Origin of the sequence: Paenochrobactrum sp. BZR 201-1 (assembly GCF_044987585.2) — a bacterium.
In the GTDB taxonomy this organism is placed as follows: domain Bacteria; phylum Pseudomonadota; class Alphaproteobacteria; order Rhizobiales; family Rhizobiaceae; genus Paenochrobactrum; species Paenochrobactrum pullorum.
This window is the reverse complement of the sequence record NZ_JBJDRZ020000029.1, coordinates 40,878-64,494: the sequence shown is the minus strand read 5'-3', so window position 1 is coordinate 64,494 and position 23,617 is coordinate 40,878. Positions and strand designations below refer to the sequence as shown.

Below are 23,617 nucleotides of genomic sequence, written 5' to 3'. Positions count from 1 at the left end.
CACGCCGATCATCGACACGTCGAGTATCCGTCTTGGTCAAGGACAATTTGGAAGCCAATCATGCCTTTCACGCAGCATCTGAAAGCCAGAAAAGATCGCTCATAATAAGCCTCTCTACTGTCAAAACCTAAAACCAATAAAAACACTCAATAAAGACAATTGTTTGATCAGGTCCACATCCTAGATAAACACGGTTTTGACAAACAAAAATAATGCTGATCGGATGGTCTTACATCCGATCAGTACGTTGTTTATGGTCGCTTTGTTTTATTGTGTAAAAATAATTGGCCGGATAAAACAATCAATGACATGCCAGATGCATAAGTGATAAGTGGCCATGCACTGTCACCGTTTAAATAAATGACGGTTAATGTGCCGATTATGCTGACAATCAAACTTTGAATGCAGAAATAAAAGGCGACAGCTGATCCGGCGATTGTGTCAAATTTTGCCAAAGCTCCATTGGCGGTGACTGAGCTGGTAAAAACAATACCAACGGCAATCATCCACATCGGCAGAATAAAACTGGTAAAGGATGGTGTTGTGTAAAATTCGCCCAACATCAATAAAACAGCACCGGTGGCAATTAAAAAATATACCACGACAAAGACTGCCCGCGATGCCCCAGCGGTTGATAATGTGTTTAACAAAGCGGGTGGTTATCACCATCACGACGGCAACAGTTGCAAAGCAAATGCTAAAGGCAGTGGGTGAATAGCCTGCAATATCGATCATGACACGTGGTGCCGTTGAAAAAAACACAAAAAAACTACCCATCGCAGTGCTGAAACCCAAAGTGTAGACCCAGAATTCAGGGCTTCTAAAGATAGGAAGTATAGAGGGTCTTTTTGGTGTCTTGATAACAGGTGCTGTTTCATGCCAGCAAAATAGAGCATGGATAAAGGCGCTTGTGGCAACGACGGCGAGACTTATGAAAATTGCGCGCCATCCAAAGATGGTATTGATACCTACTCCGATGATTGGAGCTAAAGCTGGCACAAAAGCAAGAATGGAACTGAAGCTGCCATAAATAACAGCACTTTCCGGGCGGTTGGCATAAACATCGCGCACTGTTGCAAAGGTTGCAACGAGTATGGCTGATGCACCGCAACCTTGGGCAAAACGGAACAAAACAAACGCTGTTCCATTTGTCGAGCAGGATGCACCGATGGAACTGATAATAAATAATAATGCTCCGGTTAATAAAACGGGACGTCTGCCGACCCGGTCAGACAGGGGGCCGAAAATCACCTGCCCTGCGCCAAGCATCACCATATAGAGGCTGAGTGAAAATTGTATCATGGCGGGTGTTGTGCCTAAATGACCGGGCATATCGGGCACAACGGGAAGATATATATCCATCGCCAGTGAAGCGAGAATGTCAAAAGGTGCCATCAGCAGCAGCGCTGCCGACAGGGAATAAGCCCATATCGGGCGTGAAGTAGACATAATAAATCATCCGCTCTGGGATTTAAATAAGAGCGGCATCTGCTTTATGAATTATCAGCAATTTTTGATAATACAGAACGCCGCAGCAACAAAAAGTTGGTGCGGCTTATTGGGTTGCTTTTTCGACTTTCATCACAATGATGCCTCCAAACAGAGAGATACGAAATGTGCCTTTAATTGATATTCTCCAGTTGTGCAACTATTTGCGTTTGCAGATAAAAGGCAGTCCGCGTCACAGAAATTGCCTGGCTTATCCAATTATCGGTAAATTCACCCAGATACGCATCGCGGGCATAGATGAGTGTCTGTGCCATTGTTTCAGGTAGTTGTGGGATTGCCCAAAGGGCGGCCATGTCTTTGCTGATGAATTGACCGGTGGTTGCGCTGTACCACATGCGAGCCAGTGTCAGAAGAACGTTGCTTTCGTCGCCTTGTAGATTAGTTGTCAAATCAGGTAATAATTTCAGCATTGCATTACTTATATCTGCGGCAGGAATAGTAGGCAGCAACTGAGATGCCGGAGCGCCGAAGAGCGGTATCGCCTCATTTTTGGCTTGGGCTAAAATAAGTGTCATTTCCGGATCGGCAATGGGTACAGGCACTTCACCACCAACAAAACCATCACGCAACCATTCGCCATAGATAAAATCAGCAATGACCGGGAAATGTGGTTTCTCCAGTTCATCAAGGGTAAAAACAATAACCTCCAGACAACGAGGACCATTGGCGGATGCGGGATGAGGTGATGAAAGTTCAAGTAAGGATGACAGCAGTTTTTGACGATTTTCCAACTTGAGGGATTGCTTGACCACAACCAGCATATCAATGTCACTTTGCGGTTTTAATCCGCTGGAGGCGGCGGAACCATGCAAATAAACGGCCAATAAATGATCGCCTAAAAGCTGTTTCAAAACCTCAAGGGCACTGCTGGCTTGATCATGAATAAGAGAAGAAGGCATTTGCATGAGTGGTTTTCGTTTGACTTGCTTGACGTTTCGATAGGAAATCTTTGTCACATAATCAATTTGATGATTGAATGTTGAGGCAGTAAAATTTAACTGTGATGAAAAAACATATCTCTACATATGGTCGAAATAATTACCATGAGCGAGAAAATTCTGGTCAGCGCTTGTCTGTTGGGGCAACCGGTGCGCTATAACGGCAAAGCGAAACCTCTTCATCATGCGCTGCTTGACCAATGGCAGATTGAGGGACGGGTCATCTCTGTTTGTCCGGAGTTAAAAGGCGGTTTTAGTGTGCCGCGATTACCTGCCGAGATCAATGCCGCACAAACGGGCGAGGCCGTGCTTGCTGGTGACGCGCAAGTGGTTGCATTGGACGGTGAAGATGTAACGGCACTTTTTATCAAAGGGGCACAGGCCGCTTTGGAGTTGGCAAAAGCGCATCAATGCCGCTTTGCTTTGTTGATTGATGGAAGCCCCTCTTGCGGCAGTGCCTTCATTTATGATGGTAGTTTTGGTAATCAAAAACATGTCGGCAATGGTGTGACAGCGGCTTTGCTGCGTCAAAACGGTATTGAAGTTTTTGCTGACCATCAGATCGCGTTACTGCAGCAACGATTGCAGGGTTAAAACTTTAATATAATTTTTGAATGGGTGGGTTTTGTCGCGGTTGATATAGCCGCGACAAAACGATGTAATCCTGCTCAGGTTACGGCATTTTTTGCGGCAAAACGGGGATCTTTCCAGCGCTCCGTTGTCAGTACTTCCTGTAAAATTTCAACCGCATTCCACACATCTTCAAAGCCCAGATAAAGCGGTGTGAAGCCAAAACGTAAAACATCCGGTGCACGAAAATCGCCGATAACCTGTTCGGCAATCAACGCCTGCATGACTTCATAAGCATGAGGATGGGTAAATCCGACCTGCGAGCCGCGCTCGCTATGATTGCGTGGAGTGACCAGTTGCAGATCATAACCAGCACAACGCCACTCAACCAGTTTGATGAAGAGATCAGTCAGAGCCAGACTTTTTGCACGCAGATCCGCCATATTGACGCCTTGCCATGCTTCCAATGCACCGTTTAACGACTGCATGGAGAGAATAGGTTGGGTGCCGCAGAGAAAGCGTGCAATGGCAGGCGCTGCTTCATATTGCTGCTCGAAAGCAAAAGGGCGTGCATGTCCCCACCACCCCGAAAGCGGCTGACGTGCTTGTTGCTGATGACGTTTGGCTACATAGATGAAAGCCGGCGCTCCGGGGCCGCCATTGATATATTTATAGGTACAACCAACGGCAAAGTCGGCGTTGCAATCATCAAGCTGAACATCCAGCGCACCGGCACTATGGCACAAATCCCAAACGACAAGCGCACCTGCCGCTTGAATACGCGCGGTCATCGCCTTCATGTCATGCAGGTAGCCGCTGCGGTAGTTGACATGATTTAACAAAACCACGCCGACATCGGGTGAAAGTAAATCTTCTATCCTATCGGCATCTACACCTTCCAGTTTGAGTGTTAGATGTGGCTGGCTGGCGACAAAACCCTCGGCAATATAAAGATCGGTCGGAAAGCTTGCGCCTTCTGCGACAATGGTTTTGCGGTCAGGGCGCAAGCTTGCGGCGGCACTCAAAGCTTTGAAAATATTGATGGAGGTACTGTCGCATACAGCGATCTGGCCTGCAGCTGCGCCGGTGAGCGCACCAACCTTATCGCCAAGTTTCAAGGGCAGATCGAACCAACCGGCACTGTTCCAGCTGCGGATGAGGTCTTGTCCCCACTCCGTACGTGCTGCATGATCAAGGGCAGAAAGCGCAGTTTTGGGAGCAGGCCCCAAAGAGTTGCCGTCCAGATATATCATGCCGTCGGGAATGATAAAGCGATCACGAAAACTGCATAAAATATCCTTTGCGTCCCAATCTCGTACTATTTCAAGTGTTATATTTTGCGACATGAGCTGTCTCCTGTTTTCAAATTAACGCAAACCGGGGCGCCGTATATGGTGGTAATAAAGCTTAAAATACTGCCGATGGCCAGATCAACAGACCGAAGAAAATCGGTAGTCTCCAGCCCCAGCTTTACGCAATGCCTTTAATAAAAGTTGGTATCTCCTTTTCGATGATAGCCAGTGCATCCAGCGCGGTGCGGAACACCAAAAATGGTGCTTCTTTGGTGGCATTACGACGCAATGTTGCTACAATGTCGGTACCGCCGATGCTCTCAAACGGAATTTCAGACGATTTTAACGCCACCATTACAAAGGTTGCGGCTCCGGTTGCTTTATAGGTTATTTCAGGATATTGATGCAGCTGGTAGTGGAACAATCGTTTCATTGCTATTGCTGTTGTAACCATTTGATAAAAATGATTTTTGAGAATAAATATAATGCTTTTCAAATATGAGAAAAATTGGCCGGCTGCAGAGGTGATTGCCACATTTGAAGAGGGTGATCCGGATGAAAATCCGTGGGTGCATGGAAAGCCGAAGCCTGAACATATTGATGTAAGAGACTATGATCCGCAATGGCACAATTGGTTTGAAAAGCTCAAAGCGGATATTGCTGGTGCATTATCTGAGCAGGCATTGGCGATTGAACATGTCGGTTCAACCGCTGTTCCTGATTTGCCTGCGAAACCGGTTATCGATATTGATCTGATTGTTGAAAATCCGGATGATGAAGCACAATATGTGCCGGCACTGGAACAGCTTGGCTATCAGCTCACCGTGCGTGAGCGCTCTTGGTATCAGCACCGTATGTTGCGGTTGAATGAACCGCGGGTTAATTTGCATGTTTTTGCCCCGAATTGCCCGGAACATATCCGCCATATTCTGTTTCGTGATTGGCTGATCACGCATAACGCAGACCGTGAACTCTACGGTCAAGCAAAATTGTCGGCAAAAGAGGGTGTCGAGAATGTGCAAGCCTATAATATGAAGAAACAGGCCGTGGTCAGAGAAATTTATGATAGACTATTTGAAACCTATCGGCTGTATCAGGTAAACCGGATATAGAAAGAAACCCGCTCAATTCGAGCGGGCTCCGAGATTCTAATCATCAAACCGGTTCCGGCACTATTGTGCTGACAATCGAAGCATCGAGCGCTTCATAATTGGCAAGCCCGATCGTGTCGTAAAGTTCGGCTCGGGTTTGCATGTCGCCTAGGCAGCTTTGTGTTGAACCGTTTTGCTTGATCGCTGCATAAAGGCGTTCTTGCGCTTTATTAGCAACGCGCAGAGATGAAACCGGCCAGATCACCATGCGGTAGCCCATTTCTTCAAATTCGGACGCAGTGAAGAAAGGCGTTCTGCCAAACTCGGTCATATTGGCAAGCAATGGCACAGCGGGCATACGCGCCGCAAATTCGCGGAACATATCAGCAGTGGTCAATGCTTCCGGAAAAATTGCATCTGCACCGGCTTCGATATAAAGCTTGGCACGCGCTACTGCACCATCCATGCCTTCGCTGGCGGCTGCATCGGTACGCGCAATCAGATAAAGATGGCGGCGCGCTTTGTTGGCGGCAGCCACTTTTGCTGCCATATCATGTGCGTTTGCCAGTTTTTTGTCGTTCAGATGGCCGCATTTTTTTGGCAATAACTGATCTTCAAGATGAACCGCACCAGCACCTGCATCTTCAAATGTGCGCACCATATGCATGACATTGAGGGCTTCGCCATAGCCGGTGTCACCATCGACCAGCAAAGGCAGGCCGCTGGCACGGGCGATCTGGCGGATAAAGAATGATACTTCATCGACCGTAATCATCCCAAGATCGGGTATCCCCATTGATGCGGTCATCGCCGCACCGGAGAGATAAAGACCTTTAAAACCAGCGTTTTTGGCCTGTAGTGCAGCCATACCGTTATGGGCGCCGGGCAATTGGGCTATCGAGCTTTGCTCGACCAGTTTACGAAAACGCTGACCGGCAGGTTCTACGTTTAATTCGGATCCAATAAGATATGTCATTATAAGTCCTTATGCAGCACGTGCATTGATTGACTGATTGCTGCGCTCATTGAGGCTCAGGAATTTTTTGTTTTCAGGGCCGGTATAATTGGCGGATGGACGGATAATCTTGTTATCGATGCGTTGCTCAATCACATGGGCAGCCCAGCCGGATGTGCGTGCAATGACAAAAAGCGGCGTAAACATGGCTGTCGGCACGCCAAGCAGGTGATAGGAAACCGCACTGAACCAATCGAGATTGGCAAACATGTTTTTGGTTTCGGCCATAGTCGCTTCAATTCGCTCGGCAATATCATACATGCGGGTTGAGCCTGCTTCGAGTGAAAGCTCATGCGCCACTTGTTTGATGACATTGTTGCGCGGGTCAGCAATTGTATAGACCGGATGCCCGAAACCAATAACGACTTCTTTGACTTCTACGCGGCGGCGAATGTCGTCTTCGGCCTCATCCGGGTTTGCGTAGCGTTTTTGAATTTCAAACGCGACCTCATTGGCACCGCCATGCTTTGGCCCACGCAGCGCACCAATTGCCCCGCAAATGGCGGAATACATATCCGAACCGGTGCCTGCTATGGAGCGGGCGGTGAAAGTGGACGCGTTGAACTCATGCTCGGCATAGAGAATGAGCGATGTGTGCATGGCTCTGACATGATCGGCACTTGGAGCTGTGCCGTGCAAGAGGTGCAGGAAGTGTCCGCCGATGGAGTCGTCATCGGTTTCCACCTCAATACGGCGGCCATTATAGGCAAAGTGATGCCAATAAAGCAGCATCGAACCAAGGGAGGCCATCAAGCGATCGGCAATGTCGCGCGCACCCGGATGGTTGTGATCACCGGCTTCCGGCAACACACAACCAAGTGCTGAAATGCCGGATCGCATCACATCCATCGGATGGGTGGCAGCTGGAAGCAGTTCGAGTGTGCGCTTGACCACTTCCGGCAAGCCCCGCAAAGCTTTAAGCTTTGCTTTATAGGCTGCAAGTTCCGTTATGGTTGGCAATTCGCCATGTACCAGCAAATAGGCGATCTCTTCAAATTCGCAGGCGCGTGCCATATCGAGAATATCATAGCCACGATAGTGCAGGTCATTACCTGTGCGACCGACTGTGCATAATGCAGTGTTGCCGGCGACAACGCCTGAGAGAGCAACAGACTTTTTCGGCTTAGGTGTTGTCATGCTTATTTTCTCCCTTGATTGGATAATCAGGCGTTGCAGTCAAAAATGCCTTTTGGTGATGCAAGACCCAAACGATCAGGCGATACGCTGAAGTTCAGGCCGCCAAGCTCATCTGCTTTAAGGCTTGTCAGGCGTTCAACAGTGGCGATGAAGCGATCCTGTTCAGTTCTTTCGATAATGCCTTCAGCCAGTGTGCGGAATTTATTGACATAATCAGCACGTTTGAACGGACGGGCACCAAGCGGATGTGCGTCCGCAATTGCCAGTTCGTCTTCGATGACAGTGCCGTCTTTCAGTGTGATGACGACGCGACCGCCAAATGCTTTTTCATTCGGATCCTGACTGTGATAACGCTTTGTCCATGTTTCATCTTCCAGCGTTGAAATCTTGTGCCAGAGGCTTACTGTTTCAGGACGCTTTGCCCGTTCCGGCGCATATGAACGCTCATGGTGCCAACCACCATCTTCCAGTGCGACTGCAAAAATATACATGATCGAATGGTCGAGCGTTTCACGGCTGGCATTCGGATCCATTTTCTGCGGATCATTGGCACCGGTTCCAATCACATAATGGGTGTGATGGCTGGTATGGATAACAATGCTGGCGATATCTGCAAAATTGCTGATTTTTGTGCGCATACGGCGCGCCAGATCAATCAATGCCTGACTTTGATATTCCGCCGAATGTTCTTTGGTATAGGTGTCCATGATAGCGCGTTTGGCTTCACCTTTACCCGGCAGGTGTACGCTATATTTTGCACTCGGGCCACTTAGCAACCATGCAATAAATCCGTCTTCACCTTCCCATGCCGGTGATGGTGCGCCTTCGCCGCGCATCACGCGGTCAACGGCTTCAATTGCCATTTTGCCTGCAAATGCAGGGGCATAAGCTTTCCAGCTGGAGATTTCGCCTTTACGTGATTGGCGTGTGGTGGTGGTGACATGCAAAGCCTGCTGAACCGCCTGATAAATCGTTTCAGCCGGTAGACCAAGTGCGGTGCCGATACCAGCCGCGGCAGAAGGACCCAAATGGGCGATATGGTCAATTTTATGCTCGTGCAGGCAGATGCCTTTAACAAGATTAACCTGCACTTCATAACCCGTTGCAATGCCACGGGCGAGGGCAGCACCGTTTAAACCGCAATGCTGGGCAACAGCTAAAATGGACGGGATATTGTCAGCCGGATGCGAGTAATCTGCCGCCAAAAATGTGTCATGAAAATCAAGTTCGCGCACAGCAACGCCGTTCGCCCATGCAGCCCATTCCGGCGAAACGCGGGTGTCGGATGGCAAACCGAAAACAGTGGCGCCTTTTTTATAAGGATGAGCAGTGGCCTGCGCACGGGCACTGATGACGGGACGGCGGGCAAGAGAGGCAGCTGCAACCGACGCATTGTCGATGATACGATTGCCGATCATGTCGACAACATCTTCATCAAGCGGAACATTATCAGCGGCAATGCTGGCAATTTTCCATGCAAGCTGATCTTCACGCGCTAAAGGTTCAGCTGATTTATAAGTGCGGACTGTATGTGAATTCACGAATGCATCTCCATAAGTAAACAACCAAAAACGATTTTGGTCCGTGTGCCCCTTGTAATAGTTTGCAATATCCACTTATAAAGAATGAGGTAAATGACTGAAATTGTGGAGTTTTGTGAAGAAAATTTTGCAAATCTGCAAAGTTTGCGAAGTTTTCAGTTTTCACAAGGGCAGGGAGAGGTGGCGCATGAAAAAACCATTTGTCGGCGCAAGGTTGCGAAGGCTGCGTGAGGAAAAAAGCTTGACGCAACAAGCTTTGGCGAATGCATTGGGTATTTCGCTGAGCTATCTCAATCAGATTGAAAACAATCAAAGACCGATAACCGTGCCGGTTTTATTGCGGATGAACTCTGCTTTCGGCGTTGATGTGCAATTCTTCTCGGAGGAGGATGAAACGCGGCTGGTGGGGGAGTTGCGGCAAGTCCTATCCAATCCGATCATTGGCGAGACGATTTCCAACAGCGATATCAAAGATATTGTCAGCAATATGCCAGCGATGGGGCGTGCGGTGATCCAGCTTTACAAGCAAATGCGGCAGGCGGTGGAGCAATCGGAAGGTTTGGCGATCCGTTTGGGCGATCCGCGTCAGGTAACAGAGAACACCTATCGTTCAATGCCTTATGAAGCGGTGCGGGATTATTTTTATTCAAAAAGTAATCATATCGCCGAACTGGATGAACAGGCAGAACGATTGGCTGAGAGTCTTGATGTTAAAAATGGTCGCTTGGTTGACGCTTTAACAGCAAGATTGCAAGCAATGCATGGCGTGCGGGTGAATTATATTGATACTGGGGCGCAGAAAAATACTGTTCGGCACTTTGATCTGCAAAATAAAGTTTTGACCTTATCAAGGGCTTTGTCTTTAGGGCAGTCCGCTTTTCAAATAGCGACACAACTTTGTTTTCTGGAGCAAGAAAACCTATTGCAAAAGCTCTGTGGTCAGGCCGAGTTTTCAGATGCTGAAACCATTGCACTTTTACGCATCGGCTTAGCGAATTATTTTGCTGGTGCCGTCATTTTGCCTTATGGCCGCTTTTTGAACGCCGCGGAAGAACTTCGCTATGATATTGATCTGCTGGGACAAAAATTCGGTGTTGGTTTTGAAACCATTTGCCACCGTTTAAGCACTTTGCAACGTCCCGGTGCGCATGGTGTGCCGTTCTTTTTTGTGCGTGTCGACAGAGCCGGTAATATATCAAAGCGTCAATCCGCGACTGATTTTCATTTCTCCCGCGTTGGCGGGAGTTGCCCGCTCTGGACAGTCTATGAAGCATTTTTATCGCCTGATCGTATTTGCACACAAATTGCCGAAATGCCGGACGGGCGCGCTTATTTGTGGATAGCGCGCACAGTGACACATCATCATGGCGGCTATGGTGCACCGGAAAAAACCTTTGCCATTGGGCTTGGTTGCGATTTGGCCCATGCCTCACACTTGGTTTATTCTAAAGGTCTGGCGATCAATGATCCGGAAGCGCGCACCATGATTGGCGCGGGGTGCAAATTATGTGAACGTGCCAATTGTGCGCAGCGTGCATTTCCACCCTTGACGCAAACAAGTCGTATCAATGAAAACATCACTGCTTTCTCGCGTTATGAGGGGATGCGTTAATCGTGCCAAATGTGATCAAATGTCTTTCAACAGTCGTCTTAATGTGCTGTAAATCTGTGGATTTTGTGTTTGCGCGACATTAAAACGTAAAAATGCTGCCGCGGATTGTGAAACACTGAAAGCATTGCCGGGTGCAAGCATGATTTTTTCTTCCATACAGCGACGCGCCAATATGGCAGAGTCCACACCTTCCGGTAATTGACACCATAGGTAAAAACCACCGCGCGGCATCAGCCAAGGCTTGATGCCAAGTGCCGACAAGCGCTTTGCGACATCCAGTCGGGCAAGTGTTAAACGGTGGCGCACTTCATCCATGTGCTTGCGATAAGTGCCACCTGCCAAAACTTTTACAATTATTGCGCTGGTGATGGGGCTTGGACCGCCAAAACTTGTGGCAATTTGCAAATCTGTCAGCCCTTCAATCCATTCAGGACTAGCCGCAATATATCCGCAGCGTACAGATGCAGATAATGTTTTGGAAAAACTGCCAATACGAATAACACGGTTTAGACCATCTGAAATTGCCAAACGCGGTGATAGATTAGGCTCGAAATCGGTAAAAATATCATCTTCGACAATGGTCATGCCGTGCGCGGAAGCAGCACTTAAAACACGGTAAGCCGTTTGTGGTGAAAGGCTGGCACCGGTTGGATTATGCAGTGCCGAATTGGTGATATAAAGACGGGGAGACTGCTCTTTCAAAATCGTTTCAAATGCGTCTATATCAGGGCCTGATGGTGTGAAGGTGACAGCTGCAATTTTCACCTGATGCGCACGCAGCAATGCTTGAAAATTGAAATAGCAGGGATCATCGACCAGTACAGTATCACCCGGCCGTAAGAGTAGGCGGCAGATCAGGTCAATCGCTTGTGTGCCTGAAGTGGTCAGCAAAATTTGTTCGGCACCGATATTCAAACCTTCTTCAGCAAAGCGTCCGAGCAGCAAACGGCGCAATGCCAAGGTGCTTTGCGCATTGCCGTAATCGGTGAGTAAACAATCTTCCGAACGGCTGATACTACGCAAGGCTTTTCGTAATGCTTCATGAGGCATCCAGTCCGGTGGCAGCCAGCCGCAGCCGGGTTTTAAAACACTATCATCGGTTTCCAATGACTGTTTGGAAACCCAGAAAGGGTCAACATCACGTTCGCGTATCGGCCCCATTTCAGCAAGCGCCATTGGTGGCAGATCAGCGCCCGTTACATAAAAACCGGAGCCACGTCGCGCGCGGATAATACCTTCTGCTTCCAACCGGTCATAGGCCTCTACGACAGTGGAAGGGGAAACCTGCATGGTGGCCGCAAAACGACGAACAGAAGGCAGCCGATCCGATGGGCTGAGCACACGATTGGCGATTTTGACACGGATGACATTCATCAGTTCTTCGGTGCGTGTCTGCTCGGTGGTGCGCATAAAATGCCCTTTAAATTGTATGGATATATTGACCCATACAGTTTGTTGAAACTGTATCATACTGTTTCTGTTAACGCCAGCAAGATAAGCGTAATGCACTGCCTTATGAAAGTGAGGCTTTATGAGTAAGTTGAGTGCAGGTTGGGGTAGTGGCCTTATCGGCGTTATCATTTTTAGCGGTTCATTGCCTGCCACACGCGTTGCGGTTCTCGATTTTGAACCAATGTTTTTAACATCGGCACGAGCGGTTATTGCGGCCTTGCTTGGTGGATTTTTTTTGCTGGTTCTCAAACAGCAAAAGCCTGATCGAAGCGATATTTTTCCGCTCATTTTGGTGGCAATCGGTACTGTTTTGGGCTTTCCATTATTAACCGCTTTAGCATTGCAGCACATCACGGCGGCGCATTCGATTGTATTTGTCGGGATGTTACCGTTGGCGACTGCAATTTTTGGCGTGTTGCGCGGTGGTGAGAGGCCTGAGCCGGCTTTCTGGATATTTTCAATTATTGGGGCAGTAACGGTTGCAGGTTTTGCACTTTATGGCAGCAGCGGCGGTAATCTGACTGGCGATTTGTTGATGATTGCAGCCGTGATTATTTGCGGACTTGGTTATGCGGAAGGCGCAACATTATCGCGTAAACTTGGCGGATGGCAGGTTATTTCATGGGCCTTGCTGGTGTCATTTCCGGTTATGTTTATCATCGGGTTTTTCACTGTGCCGCAAACTGTCAGCAATGTAACACCTGCTGGTTGGTTTGGATTGTTCTATATTTCCGTTTTCTCGATGATGATTGGCTTTGTTTTCTGGTATCGTGGCTTGGCTCTAGGTGGCATTACCGGAGTGGGTCAGTTGCAGCTTTTGCAACCTTTTTTCGGCTTTCTTTTGGCTGGTATTTTTTTGCATGAGCCTATTGCCTGGACGATGGTGGCTTCAACGCTGATTGTGGTTTTATGCGTTGCAGGTGCCAAGCGTTTTGCGTGATTGAAAAACGTGACGTTATAATTTCATAAAGCCGGAAATCATTCCGGCTTTATGATTATTTGTCTAAAGAGTTTGTAATTGCCAACCTTTTGATGTCGCCTGGAGACGATCAGTTAGACCGATATTGTTGAGGAAGTGATCATCATGCGACACCACTATCAGTGCTCCCTGATAGTTTTTGAGCATAGTTTCCAGAGCTTGCAAAGAAGGTAAGTCCAGATGGTTGCTCGGTTCATCCAGCATTAAAAACTCTGTTGCAGGCTCTGCATAGAGGACGCAAGCCAGAGCGGCTTTCAAACGCTCGCCACCGCTCAATAAACCGCTGGCAATTGTAATTTTTTGTGCATCAAGCCCCAATTGTGCCAAACGCATACGCAAATCACCTTCCGGCATTGTAGGATTGGCTAATCGTATCTGCTCCAGCACTGTTTTTTCCGGATCAAGGTTGGACAAGTTTTGGTCGAGATAAATCCCTTTCGTCAAGATTTTGCAGGTGCCGCTCAGTGGTTTGAGCTGCCCGTCAAGAATTCTAAGCAAAGTGGATTTACCACAGCCATTTGGCCCGGTAACGCCGATGCGCTGCTGACCATTGATGATAAGAGTGATATTGCGGCTTGTGCCGCTGACAAAGGGGAGTTCCACATTGTCCAATTCAGCAATACGTTTATGGGAAGCGTTGGTGACGGGAAGTTGATGGAGCGTAATCGCAGTGTTTTCTTCCATTTTCTGCTCAGCTTCAAGAACCCTTTGTAACAGTAATGAGCGTGCCGAACTTTGTTGCTGTATTAATTTACCGGCAGTTGCTTGACTGCGATTTTTCTGGCGGCCAAGCAGAATTTTTGCCTGATTGGCTTGTTTGGCTGTGCGGTTACCGCTTGCTTGCCGTTTTTCTAGTTTTTCACGTTGGTCGCGTAAGGTTTGCTCCTCACGACGACGCTCGGCCTTTAAGTGGTCAAGCTGTTTGAATGCGTTTTCGTGCTCTTGTTGCTTGCTTAACCGATAGAAATTATAATCGCCCCCATAACTGCGCATGCCAAGTGATGATAGCTCAACTATACGCTCCATCGTAGCCAGTAATTGGCGATCATGGCTGATAACCAAGAGCCCGCGGGGCCAGTTTTTCAGTTGTTCGATCAATGCAAGACGGTTCTGCCGGTCAAGGTGGTTGGTCGGTTCATCAAGGATGAGAAAATCAGTGTTCGACAGCAACGCTCCGATTAAAGCTACGCGCATCGCTTCACCACCACTTAAACGATGGGCAGGGGTTGTCGCATCAAGATAGCCTAAATTATTGCGCTCCAGCTCTGTTCGTAAACGCTGCTCAATGTCCCAATGGTCACCAACTGCATCAAAATCAGCTATTTCAGTGCTGCCGCGTTCGATACGTTTGAGAGCATCTAAAGTGGTTTGCATGCCTGTTAACTCGGCAAGTGTTGTGTTTTCCGGTTGAATAATTTGCTGAGCCAGATAATGCACGGCGCCTGAACGCAGGCAATGGCCGGTTGTTGGCTGTTTTTCGCCGCTTAAAATTTTAGCAAGCACGGTTTTGCCCGTGCCATTGCGACCCACCAGACCTGTCGGTCGGCCGTCAAATTGCTCGTTGAGATCATGAAAAAGTGTCGTGCCATCAGGCAACACAAAAGAAACGCCTTCCAGCGTTATGTAATGATGTGTCATCTGGTACCTCAGAATAAATTTTGAAAATGAAATCAGCACAAGCAAGAACCTTCCGCATTGCAGAAAGGGATATATTGGTGCTGGCTTTTGTGATGGTTCAGGAGAGCGACCTGAAAGAAACACGTCTAATGTTCAATAATTTCCATTTTTTAAAACCTCATCATGAAATGAAGATGGGGCGTCTGGCGGATCGAGGCTGAGATTGTGCGTCGGGACGAAAAATTGGAATAAAAATAAGCACAAACCGGAGAATTCAAAACCGCAGACATGAACAAGCTCACAAATTAATAGCCCACTGATAAGGTAAAAATTTATGATATGTGCGGTTTTTACAGCATTTATCTATCCGATGAAATTGCAACGATGTGAATGAATATAAGTGATTATTTTAAAAAATACAGTGTTTTTAAATTATATGATGAAGAGAAATACAGAAAAAATAACGGCAAGGTGCTTGCCGCTATTTTTCTAATTGTTTCATTATTTCCAGATAAGGGGCAGCACTTGGTCACGCGTTAAAGGTGCAAGCTCTAAATCATCTGTGTCAGTGGTAAAAACCCAACGAGCATCTTCGATTTCCGCTCGGGGTTCAATCTTTGCATCTGTTTCAATTTGAAAAATTTCAGCAATAACTGTCGCGCCTGTTTCATTGGCGGCAGGTGCTGAAAATTTTCCAAGATAATGCGGCTTATCATGTTCAATTTTGAGGCCTAATTCTTCATGCAATTCGCGACAAAGTGCTTGTATTGCGGTTTCTCCTGCATCAATTTTGCCACCTGGTTGCATGAAGGAAGATGTTCCGCGTTTGCGCACCAATAATGTTGCGCCATCCGCACGCATTAAAGCAGCAGCTGCAATCTTGATTTCCATCGTGAGCCTCGTTTTTATTCGCGCGCGGAACTTACATTGGCAATAACTGACATGCCAGGCATTAATTTGTCGCTCAAGGGCTGGTTGTCGTCGATCTTGATGCGTACCGGAATACGTTGGGCGACTTTGGTAAAGTTGCCAGTCGCATTGTCGGCACGAATGACCGAAAATTCCGAACCGGTTGCCGGTGCAAAGCGCTCTATCGTGCCGGTAAATTCTTTGTTTTCCAGAGCATCCACTGTGAAGGTTACAGGTTGCCCCATTTTCATTTTGCTGAGCTGTGTCTCCTTGAAATTGGCGATAACCCATAAATGTTCGGTAACAACCGAGCCGATCTGAGTACCGACCGAGACATATTGGCCGATACGGCCGGTAACTTCGCCCAGTATACCATCAGCGGGCGCAATAATACGCGTATTGGCAAGATCGATTTCGGCGAGTTCAACGGCTGCCTTAGCACTTTCTACATTGGCCACCAAAGAACGGCGGCTGACAATAGTTGAATTCAGCTCCTGTTCCGCAATCAAAATACCTGCTTCGGCTTGATGTACGGCAGCTTGTGCCTGATCATAGGTTGCCAGATTTTTTTCAGCATCACTTTGGGTCGCAATATGGCGATCAAGCAAAGACTGGGTGCGGTTATGCGCAGTTTGAGCTGAGGCGAGAGCTGCTTTTGCGCTTTCCAGAGCTGCCTTGGCCGAGACGATTTTGGCTTCGGCTGATTTGCGGCTTTGTTCCGACATAGCAAGGGAGGCTTCAGCGGCTTTGAGGGCTGCTTTAGCCTGTTCTGCTTTTTGAACATAGATACGGTCGTCGATTTTGGCGATCAGGTCGCCTTTATGGATTTTTTGATAATCCTGCACCGGTACGTCTACCAGATAGCCTGCCAATTGTGGGCTTAAAAGCGTGATTTGACCGCGAATATAAGCGTCATTGGTGGTTTCGGTACCGCCATGGAAGGGTGGCAAATTCCAAGCATATAATACGATGAAAATACCGGCCAAGCCAATGGCGAGTGCAACATAAGTAGCGATAAAACGAAATATCTTTGACATGGAATGAACTTCTTTGGGTTCGCTTTATTGAATTATACGGGAGCTGTTTCAGCTTTATTGAGTGCGAAAAATTTATGCCTGTTGCGCCAGGCCACATGGATACAAAGGCACGCCAACGCACCGAGTGATAAATAGGCGGTGAATAAAAACGAGTCATTATAAGCAAGGGTATAGGCTTGTTGCTGGACTTGTTTTGCCAACAGTGATGCGCCTTGCAGCGTTTGCTGGCTGGGGTCGGTGAGCAGTTTGCCGTAGCTGCCGCTTAATTGTTTCAAGCGGGTTGTAACCAACGGATCGGTTGACGCAAGCTGCGAGACCAAGCGAAACGAATGAAACTGTTCGCGCCATTGCACGAAAGTACCGTAAAGCGCACTGCCAAAATAACTGCCAACCTTTTGAGCTGCCAGAAACACCACGATGAAAGAAAGAATGTAACTGGGACCCCGTTTCATGGCGGCGGCCATGCCGATCATCAAGGCGGGGGGTAGGAAAATGCCACCGGCAAAACTGACCATAAACTGGCTCAGATACATTTGTTCCGGTCTGGTGAGCGAGGTTGAGAGGCTGTCCATATAGCTGCCTAGTGCCATCAACAGAAATGCAACGGCGTGAATGGAAGATTCACGTCCCGGTTTCATGATTTTTGCACAAACAACCGCGGCAGTGACCGCACCGGCAATAATCGAGAGATAAAGTCCGCTCAATTGCTCATTTTGCATGCCGTTGATGCGCATGAAATTGATCGCACCACTGGTTTGTTCAGACAAAATCAGGCGCGAAACCATCAATGCACCGGTGAAATGGATGATTTCCTTTGAAGCAAGCCAGCGTATATCTACCAGATGATTGGTGCGGTTGAGTTCAATCATCGCAAAAATTGCGCCTGATGCAATGCCGGCAATTATCAGCCATGCGATCCAATCCACTTCAGTCCACCAATAAAGACGGCCAACGGTGAAAGCGACGGCAAAACAACCCATTGAAGTGGCAAGAAAGAGATAGCTGACAATATCGAGAAAGCTGATAACTTTGGCACGCGGTGGTGAGGCCAGCGGCAATATATAAACCAGCCCCATACAAATCATCGCAAAGCCAAGCTCTACCAGATAGATCGAATATTGCTGACCGGCATCCAGCAAATAAGGTGAAATGAGACCTGTGAGTGGCATCGGAATAACAAGCGCTGTTAATGCCGTACAAAGACCGATGGTCATTCTTTTTGCAGGCGGCAAACACTCCAACGTGTATAGAAACCCGAGCGAGGTCATAGGTGCTGCGGCAAGACCCGCCACAAAACGCAAAGCAAGCGCACTCTCGTATGTTTCCACCCAAAAATGTGCAAGGCAAACAAGCGCATAAACAACAATGGCCACTTCCGCAAAATTACGCAATCCATATTGGGCACGGATTTTGAACAGCATCAGCGTCAAACTGGCATTAGGGAAAAGATAGGCTGCCTGCAACCATGTTGCTTCGGTTTGGGTCAGCCCCATCGGCCCTGCGATTTGTTGCAGGTTGATGCTTAAGAAGCTCATGCCAAAGCCTTGCGTGAGTGCAAGGAGAATACCGGCAAGCATATAAAGTGCCGTAATAAAAATGGGCTTTGGTATGAACGGAGGAGGTGCTTTTGGTGCCGACGCAGGCTTTGGCTCAGCGGTTTCAACAACCTGCTCGTCATCAACAGATTGCTCAACGCTTGGTTGTTCAATCCGTTCCTCATCGTCTGCCGCAGCCTTGGCTGACGCTTCAAGCCGGGCCATCAAGGTTGTCCATATCGTCGATATTACCGGAAATGCGATGAAAAAGCTCAATACAAGCCATTAGCTCTTCCTGAGTCATGTTTTGAAACATCTGCTTGCGCATTGTTTCACCGATTGAGCGAACAAGTTCTGCTTGCTGAATGCCATGTGGTGTTAAAACCAATAATTTGGCGCGGCGGTCATTGGGATCAGGATGGCGCTCGATAACACCATTTTCTTCCAAACGATCAAGCAAACGCACCATGGTTGCTTGTTCAAGCTCGAGTTCAAAAGCCAGTTCGCTTTGGGTCATATTGGGCTTTTTGATCAGGCGCAATAATGTGCGTGCACGCGGATATGTTAATCCGTGTTCGGTGACTTTCTGATTGAAAACATTGCGTATTTTACGGCTCACCTTGGTGAGCTCTTCGAGAAACTCTGAGCTGATCACGAGATTATCCATTGGGGGCTATATATTAGTGTGCTAAGTATTTAAGTTAAATAAATAACATGGGTACTTGACGGTTTCAATGTGAGGACACTAGAAAAAGGCGTAAAAAGGTGCAATCTGGTTTCACGCTTTTGTGTTAAGACATCAAAAATTTTAAAAATAAAATGATTATGCGTGTGAGGTCAACTCGTGCCCTCACGCACCCGCATTGCGAAACGTAATTTATATTAGCGGCTATAACCCATTTGCATGGAAAGATCAGAGGCTGCTTTTTGCATGATGTGCCCCAATTTTTCTATTGTTTCAGCCGTTGCCTCGCTTTCCAGCAAGCTGATGGCAATACCGGCATTGGCATATCCGGTGTGGTCTCGGATAGCGGCACCAATGCAGATCATACCTTCCCGAATTTGGCCGTCATCTATGGAGTAACCGCGTGTTCGGGTTTCGGCTAATTCTTGTTTTAACAGATTGATGTCTTTAACACTTCTGCCGCTCAAGGCCGGTGGCAGACCGTGAGCAAACATGTCGGATATGGTTTGATCGGTAAGTTCCGACAAAAGCATTTTTCCGGTTGCTGTATAAGGGGCGGGCAGACGCATGCCAATACGAAATGAGTGGCCAAGTGGCTGGTCGGAATTGCGGCAGCCGATATAAACCACTTCATCATGATCACGGATGGTCAAGGTCACAGTATAGTGATCAAGTGCCGGCTCGTTTGCAAAATAATTTCTGAAGATGGATACAATATCCATTTGGCCGAGAAAACTATTCGCCCAACGCATAGGATGTGCACCGACAGAAAAGCGGCCATCATCGTTTTTAACCAACAAATTTAACTCGCTCATGACAGCCAAAAGACCGTGAACGGTGCTTTTAGGCAAGCCCGCATTACGGGTAATCTCGGCTGCATTCAAGTTGCTGCCAGCATTTGAAACCATATCGAGAATGGCAACAGCACGCCTGAGAGCGGGCACGGAATCTGTTTGTTTTTGTGATGTGGCTTGCCTGAGCCTTGCTGATCCGGCGCTTGACACGTTGTTATACTCCTGCCAACTTAGTTCAGTTAACTGATTCAAGTTCATCTAATTGAACTTTTATAGTCGGAGGAGAGAATGGTCAACCTGAAAAATCCGGATCTGCTGCGAGATCACTGTTTGATTGATGGCCAGTGGGTGGCCAGCAACAATGAAGCTATTGCAGTGACAAATCCTGCTAATGGCGAAGTCGTCGGCACAGTGCCATCGCTTCAAGCATCCGCTATCAATGCTGCCATTGCAGCGGCCGAAAAAGCATTGCTTTCATGGCGTGCATTGGCTGCCAAAGACAGAACAGCAATTCTGCGTCGTTGGTTTGATCTGATGGTGGAGAACGCAGATGATCTGGCCGCCATCATGACGGCAGAACAAGGTAAGCCGCTGCCGGAAGCAAAAGGTGAGGTGCTCTATGCTGCTTCATTTGTTGAATGGTTTTCGGAAGAAGCAAAACGCATTTATGGCGAGACTATTCCGGCTCCGGCAAGTGATAAACGTATCATTGTTTTGAAACAGCCGATTGGTGTTTGTGCCGCGATTACGCCGTGGAATTTTCCGGCCGCCATGATTACCCGCAAAGCCGCGCCTGCTTTAGCCGCTGGTTGCACCATGATTGTCAAGCCAGCCGAACAGACCCCTTTGACGGCTTTGGCACTTGGTGTTTTGGCAGAGCAAGCTGGTATTCCTGCGGGTGTCCTTCAGTTCGTCACCGGTGATGCACGTATTATTGGCGGCGTGTTGACGGCCAGCGATGTGGTCAGAAAGCTTTCTTTCACGGGTTCCACCGAAGTCGGGCGTATTTTAATGGCGCAATCAGCACCGACGATCAAAAAACTGTCGCTTGAGCTGGGCGGCAATGCACCTTTTATCGTCTTTGACGATGCAGATATTGATGCGGCTGTTGAAGGCGCCATTGCTTCTAAATATCGCAATGCCGGACAAACCTGTGTTTGTTCCAACCGTCTTTATGTGCAGACGGGCATTTATGATGCCTTTGCTACGAGATTGGCAGAAAAAGTAGCGGCTTTGCCCGTTGGAGAAGGCACCAAGGCTGGCGTGCTGATAGGCCCATTGATCGACGATGATGCCATCGCCAAGGTGGAAAGCCATATTCAGGATGCTGTTGGTAAGGGTGCGAAAATTGTCACTGGCGGTAAACGTCATGCATTGGGCGGCACTTTCTTTGAGCCAACCGTTTTGACTGGTGCAACACAGACAATGGCTGTGGCGCGTGAAGAAACTTTTGGCCCTGTGGCACCTCTTTTCCGCTTTGAAAGTGAAGAAGAGGTGATTGCAATGGCCAATGATACCGAGTTTGGTCTTGCCGCTTATTTCTACACTGAAAATACAAGCCGGATGTGGCGGGTGATGGAAGCGCTGGAATACGGCATGGTTGGTCACAATACCGGATTGATTTCCAATGAAGTGGCACCGTTTGGTGGCATTAAACAATCCGGTCTTGGCCGTGAAGGCTCGCATTACGGCATCGATGAATATCTTGAAATTAAATATTTTTGCTCGGCGGTCGCTTGATCGATTGGCAATGACGGAGGAGTAAAATGACAATCAATCCATTTGAATTCCGCACGGTTCCTGCAATGGAGGTAAATTGGGGTGCAGCCAGGCGCTTGGGCGAAGTGGTTGCTGCCCGATTTAGTAAACGGCGTGCAGTACTGGTCACAGATGCAGGTTTGGTTAAAGCCGGCCTGATTGTGCCGATTGCCAAAAATCTTGAAGCGTCCGGCTTTGAGGTCGTTATTTTTGACAAGGTTGTGGCTGATCCGCCGGAGCATGTTCTTTATGAATGCGTCACACAAGCCAAAGAAGCCAAGGCCGATATTGTTATTGGTTTAGGTGGCGGTTCCTCGCTTGATATTGCCAAGCTTGTGGCCGTTCTTTTGGCTTCCGACCAGCCATTGGCAGATATGTATGGCATCGGCAAAGTGGAAGGCGATCGCCTGCCGTTGATCTTGGTGCCGACAACGGCCGGAACCGGTTCGGAAGTTACCAATATTTCCATTATCACCACCGGCGAAACCACCAAAATGGGCGTTGTTTCCCCGCATCTTTATGCTGATTATGTGTTGCTCGATGCAGAACTGACTGTTGGTCTGCCGCAATTGCACACTGCCGCCACTGGCATTGATGCAATGGTGCATGCAATTGAAGCCTATACCGGCCAGCACAAGAAAAACCCGATATCGGATGCTTTGGCACGTGAAGCGCTGCGTTTGCTTGGTGCTAATCTCATCACAGCATGTAAAGAACCAACCAACCGTGCAGCACGGGAAGCGATGCTGCTTGGTGCAACCCTTGCAGGTCAGGCTTTTTCCAATTCACCGGTCGCAGCCGTTCATGCTTTGGCCTATCCGCTTGGCGGGCATTATCATGTGCCGCACGGTCTTTCCAATGCGCTGATGCTGGGGCCGGTTTTGCGTTATAATGCAAAGGCTGCCGCGCCGCTTTATGCTGAACTGGCTAACGTGTTGGGCGTTAAAGGGGAAGGTGATGCAATTGCACGCTCGGACGCTTTTGTCGAACATATGCTGAAACTGATGGATGAAAGCGGTGCGCCGCGTCGTCTGCGTGATGTGGGTGTCACCGACAACAGTCTCGCTATGCTGGCAAGCGATGCCATGAAACAAACACGTCTGCTGATCAATAATCCTGTTGAGGTCAAAGAAGAGGATGCTTTGGCACTATACAGAGAAGCTTTTTAAAGTTGGCCATAGTCTAACTAAACGTCTTGTTACGGAGGATAAGTCATGACGGATATCAGACTTTATATGCTTCAGTCCGGCACGCTGAAATGCAAAGTGCATAATATCAAAATGAATGAAGGTAATGGCGCGGATTATGAAATTCCGGTGCCTTTTTACCTGATAACCCATCCGGATGGTCACACCATTATTGATGGCGGTAATGCGGTGGAAGTGGCAACCGATCCGCGCGGCTATTGGGGAGGTATCTGCGATGTTTATTGGCCTGTGCTTGACCCGAAAATGGGCTGTGTCGATCAGGTCAAGGCACTTGGATTTGATCCGGCCGATGTAAAATATTGCCTGCAGTCACATCTGCATCTGGATCACACCGGTGCGGTCGGCCGTTTCCCCAATGCTACCCATATCGTGCAGCGTGCGGAATATGAATATGCCTTCACGCCGGATTGGTATGCAAAGGGTGGTTATATCCGCAAAGACTTTGACCGCGAAGGTCTGAAATGGGAATTCCTCAACGGTGTCCATGATGATTTTTACGATATCTATGGTGATGGTACTTTGACCACCATTTTTACACCTGGTCATGCACCCGGTCACCAGTCTTTTCTCATTCGCCTGCCCAACAGCAAGCCGATTATTCTGGCAGTTGATGCAGCTTATACAACAGACCATTGGGAAGAGCGCTCACTGCCGGGTTTTCTGTCTTCGACAGTGGATTCTGTGCGTTCTGTTCAGAAACTGCGCACAGTTGCTGAAAAAACAGGTGCGATGGTTGTCACAGGCCATGATCCGGATGCGTGGAGCACCTTTAAAAAGGCACCGGATTTTTACTCATAAGCCTTGTGATTTGATTGATTATAAAGGGAGGAGCTTGGGCTCCTCCTTTTTATTTCACTAAAGTTACTGCGGCATAGGTCATTTAAAATATTCGGCTTTTGTAAATAGCAAAATTGAGTATATGGTGCTTTCTTAACGAG

The 23,617-nt window shown here is 48.1% G+C and carries 22 protein-coding genes; 8 read left to right on the top strand and 14 right to left on the bottom strand.

The window, feature by feature from the left end:
• Positions 1-441: 441 nt before the first annotated feature.
• Both ACI0FR_RS14915 and ACI0FR_RS14910 read right to left on the bottom strand, forming a co-directional pair.
• Complete coding sequence (locus ACI0FR_RS14915) at positions 442-1,395, bottom strand: Bcr/CflA family efflux MFS transporter (RefSeq protein ID WP_404908300.1); 954 nt, start codon at positions 1,393-1,395, stop codon at positions 442-444.
• Between the two features lie 227 nt (positions 1,396-1,622).
• Positions 1,623-2,408, bottom strand: a complete 786-nt coding sequence (locus ACI0FR_RS14910) for an aminoglycoside adenylyltransferase family protein (protein ID WP_404908310.1) — start codon at positions 2,406-2,408, stop codon at positions 1,623-1,625.
• Between the two features lie 144 nt (positions 2,409-2,552).
• On the opposite strand from ACI0FR_RS14910, the gene ACI0FR_RS14905 reads away from it, so the two are divergent.
• Positions 2,553-3,041, top strand: coding sequence for a 2-thiouracil desulfurase family protein (locus ACI0FR_RS14905; RefSeq protein ID WP_404908297.1), 489 nt, complete (start codon positions 2,553-2,555; stop codon positions 3,039-3,041).
• A gap of 74 nt (positions 3,042-3,115) precedes the next feature.
• On the opposite strand, the gene kynU is transcribed toward ACI0FR_RS14905, so the two are convergent.
• Together kynU and ACI0FR_RS14895 are read right to left on the bottom strand one after the other, a co-directional pair.
• Positions 3,116-4,363, bottom strand: a complete 1,248-nt coding sequence (kynU, locus tag ACI0FR_RS14900; RefSeq protein ID WP_404908294.1) for a kynureninase — start codon at positions 4,361-4,363, stop codon at positions 3,116-3,118.
• Between the two features lie 124 nt (positions 4,364-4,487).
• Positions 4,488-4,742: a hypothetical protein gene (locus ACI0FR_RS14895; protein WP_404909803.1), complete on the bottom strand. Its 255-nt coding sequence runs from the start codon at positions 4,740-4,742 to the stop codon at positions 4,488-4,490.
• 52 nt (positions 4,743-4,794) lie between these two features.
• Between ACI0FR_RS14895 and ACI0FR_RS14890 the strand changes: the two genes are divergently transcribed.
• Positions 4,795-5,421, top strand: coding sequence for a GrpB family protein (locus tag ACI0FR_RS14890; RefSeq protein WP_404909801.1), 627 nt, complete (start codon positions 4,795-4,797; stop codon positions 5,419-5,421).
• A gap of 43 nt (positions 5,422-5,464) precedes the next feature.
• Here the strand turns inward: ACI0FR_RS14890 and prpB are convergent, their stop codons facing one another.
• Genes prpB through ACI0FR_RS14875 form a run of 3 tightly spaced genes read right to left on the bottom strand, consistent with a single transcriptional unit; the run spans position 5,465 to position 9,093 of the window.
• Positions 5,465-6,376 (bottom strand): methylisocitrate lyase, encoded by a 912-nt coding sequence (gene prpB, locus ACI0FR_RS14885; protein WP_404908285.1) that lies wholly within the window; start codon positions 6,374-6,376, stop codon positions 5,465-5,467.
• 9 nt (positions 6,377-6,385) lie between these two features.
• On the bottom strand, positions 6,386-7,552 hold the full coding sequence (gene prpC, locus ACI0FR_RS14880) for a bifunctional 2-methylcitrate synthase/citrate synthase (protein ID WP_404908282.1): 1,167 nt from the start codon (positions 7,550-7,552) through the stop codon (positions 6,386-6,388).
• Positions 7,553-7,578: 26 nt separating this feature from the next.
• A complete protein-coding gene (locus ACI0FR_RS14875) occupies positions 7,579-9,093 on the bottom strand; it encodes an MmgE/PrpD family protein (protein WP_404908280.1) in 1,515 nt (504 codons plus the stop codon).
• Between the two features lie 187 nt (positions 9,094-9,280).
• On the opposite strand from ACI0FR_RS14875, the gene ACI0FR_RS14870 reads away from it, so the two are divergent.
• Positions 9,281-10,705 carry a short-chain fatty acyl-CoA regulator family protein gene (locus tag ACI0FR_RS14870; RefSeq protein ID WP_404908277.1) on the top strand — a complete coding sequence of 475 codons (1,425 nt, stop codon included), beginning with the start codon at positions 9,281-9,283 and terminating at the stop codon, positions 10,703-10,705.
• Positions 10,706-10,720: 15 nt separating this feature from the next.
• Here ACI0FR_RS14870 and ACI0FR_RS14865 read toward each other — a convergent pair whose 3' ends face one another.
• A complete protein-coding gene (locus tag ACI0FR_RS14865; RefSeq protein WP_404908274.1) occupies positions 10,721-12,115 on the bottom strand; it encodes an aminotransferase-like domain-containing protein in 1,395 nt (464 codons plus the stop codon).
• Between the two features lie 121 nt (positions 12,116-12,236).
• Between ACI0FR_RS14865 and ACI0FR_RS14860 the strand changes: the two genes are divergently transcribed.
• A complete protein-coding gene (locus ACI0FR_RS14860) occupies positions 12,237-13,097 on the top strand; it encodes a DMT family transporter (protein WP_404908271.1) in 861 nt (286 codons plus the stop codon).
• A gap of 63 nt (positions 13,098-13,160) precedes the next feature.
• Here ACI0FR_RS14860 and ACI0FR_RS14855 read toward each other — a convergent pair whose 3' ends face one another.
• Positions 13,161-14,774 (bottom strand): ABC-F family ATP-binding cassette domain-containing protein, encoded by a 1,614-nt coding sequence (locus ACI0FR_RS14855; protein WP_404908268.1) that lies wholly within the window; start codon positions 14,772-14,774, stop codon positions 13,161-13,163.
• 26 nt (positions 14,775-14,800) lie between these two features.
• Here ACI0FR_RS14855 and ACI0FR_RS14850 point away from each other — a divergent pair, with 26 nt between their 5' ends.
• A complete protein-coding gene (locus ACI0FR_RS14850; RefSeq protein ID WP_374833854.1) occupies positions 14,801-14,974 on the top strand; it encodes a hypothetical protein in 174 nt (57 codons plus the stop codon).
• Between the two features lie 280 nt (positions 14,975-15,254).
• Here ACI0FR_RS14850 and ACI0FR_RS14845 read toward each other — a convergent pair whose 3' ends face one another.
• From ACI0FR_RS14845 to ACI0FR_RS14825, 5 genes are all read right to left on the bottom strand, one after another.
• Positions 15,255-15,644 (bottom strand): NUDIX hydrolase, encoded by a 390-nt coding sequence (locus ACI0FR_RS14845; RefSeq protein WP_374833852.1) that lies wholly within the window; start codon positions 15,642-15,644, stop codon positions 15,255-15,257.
• A gap of 14 nt (positions 15,645-15,658) precedes the next feature.
• Complete coding sequence (locus tag ACI0FR_RS14840) at positions 15,659-16,699, bottom strand: HlyD family secretion protein (RefSeq protein ID WP_404908264.1); 1,041 nt, start codon at positions 16,697-16,699, stop codon at positions 15,659-15,661.
• Positions 16,700-16,731: 32 nt separating this feature from the next.
• A complete protein-coding gene (locus ACI0FR_RS14835) occupies positions 16,732-18,459 on the bottom strand; it encodes an MFS transporter (protein WP_404908261.1) in 1,728 nt (575 codons plus the stop codon).
• Positions 18,446-18,889, bottom strand: coding sequence for a MarR family winged helix-turn-helix transcriptional regulator (locus ACI0FR_RS14830; protein ID WP_374833846.1), 444 nt, complete (start codon positions 18,887-18,889; stop codon positions 18,446-18,448). Before ACI0FR_RS14830 ends, ACI0FR_RS14835 begins: the two co-directional genes overlap by 14 nt.
• Before the next feature lie 227 nt (positions 18,890-19,116).
• On the bottom strand, positions 19,117-19,863 hold the full coding sequence (locus ACI0FR_RS14825; protein ID WP_374833844.1) for an IclR family transcriptional regulator: 747 nt from the start codon (positions 19,861-19,863) through the stop codon (positions 19,117-19,119).
• A gap of 138 nt (positions 19,864-20,001) precedes the next feature.
• Between ACI0FR_RS14825 and ACI0FR_RS14820 the strand changes: the two genes are divergently transcribed.
• From ACI0FR_RS14820 to attM, 3 genes are read left to right on the top strand one after another with little or no spacing between them, the layout of a single operon-like run.
• On the top strand, positions 20,002-21,453 hold the full coding sequence (locus ACI0FR_RS14820) for an NAD-dependent succinate-semialdehyde dehydrogenase (protein WP_404908257.1): 1,452 nt from the start codon (positions 20,002-20,004) through the stop codon (positions 21,451-21,453).
• A gap of 26 nt (positions 21,454-21,479) precedes the next feature.
• Positions 21,480-22,640 carry an iron-containing alcohol dehydrogenase gene (locus ACI0FR_RS14815; RefSeq protein ID WP_404908254.1) on the top strand — a complete coding sequence of 387 codons (1,161 nt, stop codon included), beginning with the start codon at positions 21,480-21,482 and terminating at the stop codon, positions 22,638-22,640.
• A gap of 45 nt (positions 22,641-22,685) precedes the next feature.
• A complete protein-coding gene (gene attM, locus ACI0FR_RS14810) occupies positions 22,686-23,477 on the top strand; it encodes an AttM family quorum-quenching N-acyl homoserine lactonase (RefSeq protein WP_374833838.1) in 792 nt (263 codons plus the stop codon).
• The last annotated feature ends 140 nt before the right edge of the window (positions 23,478-23,617 follow it).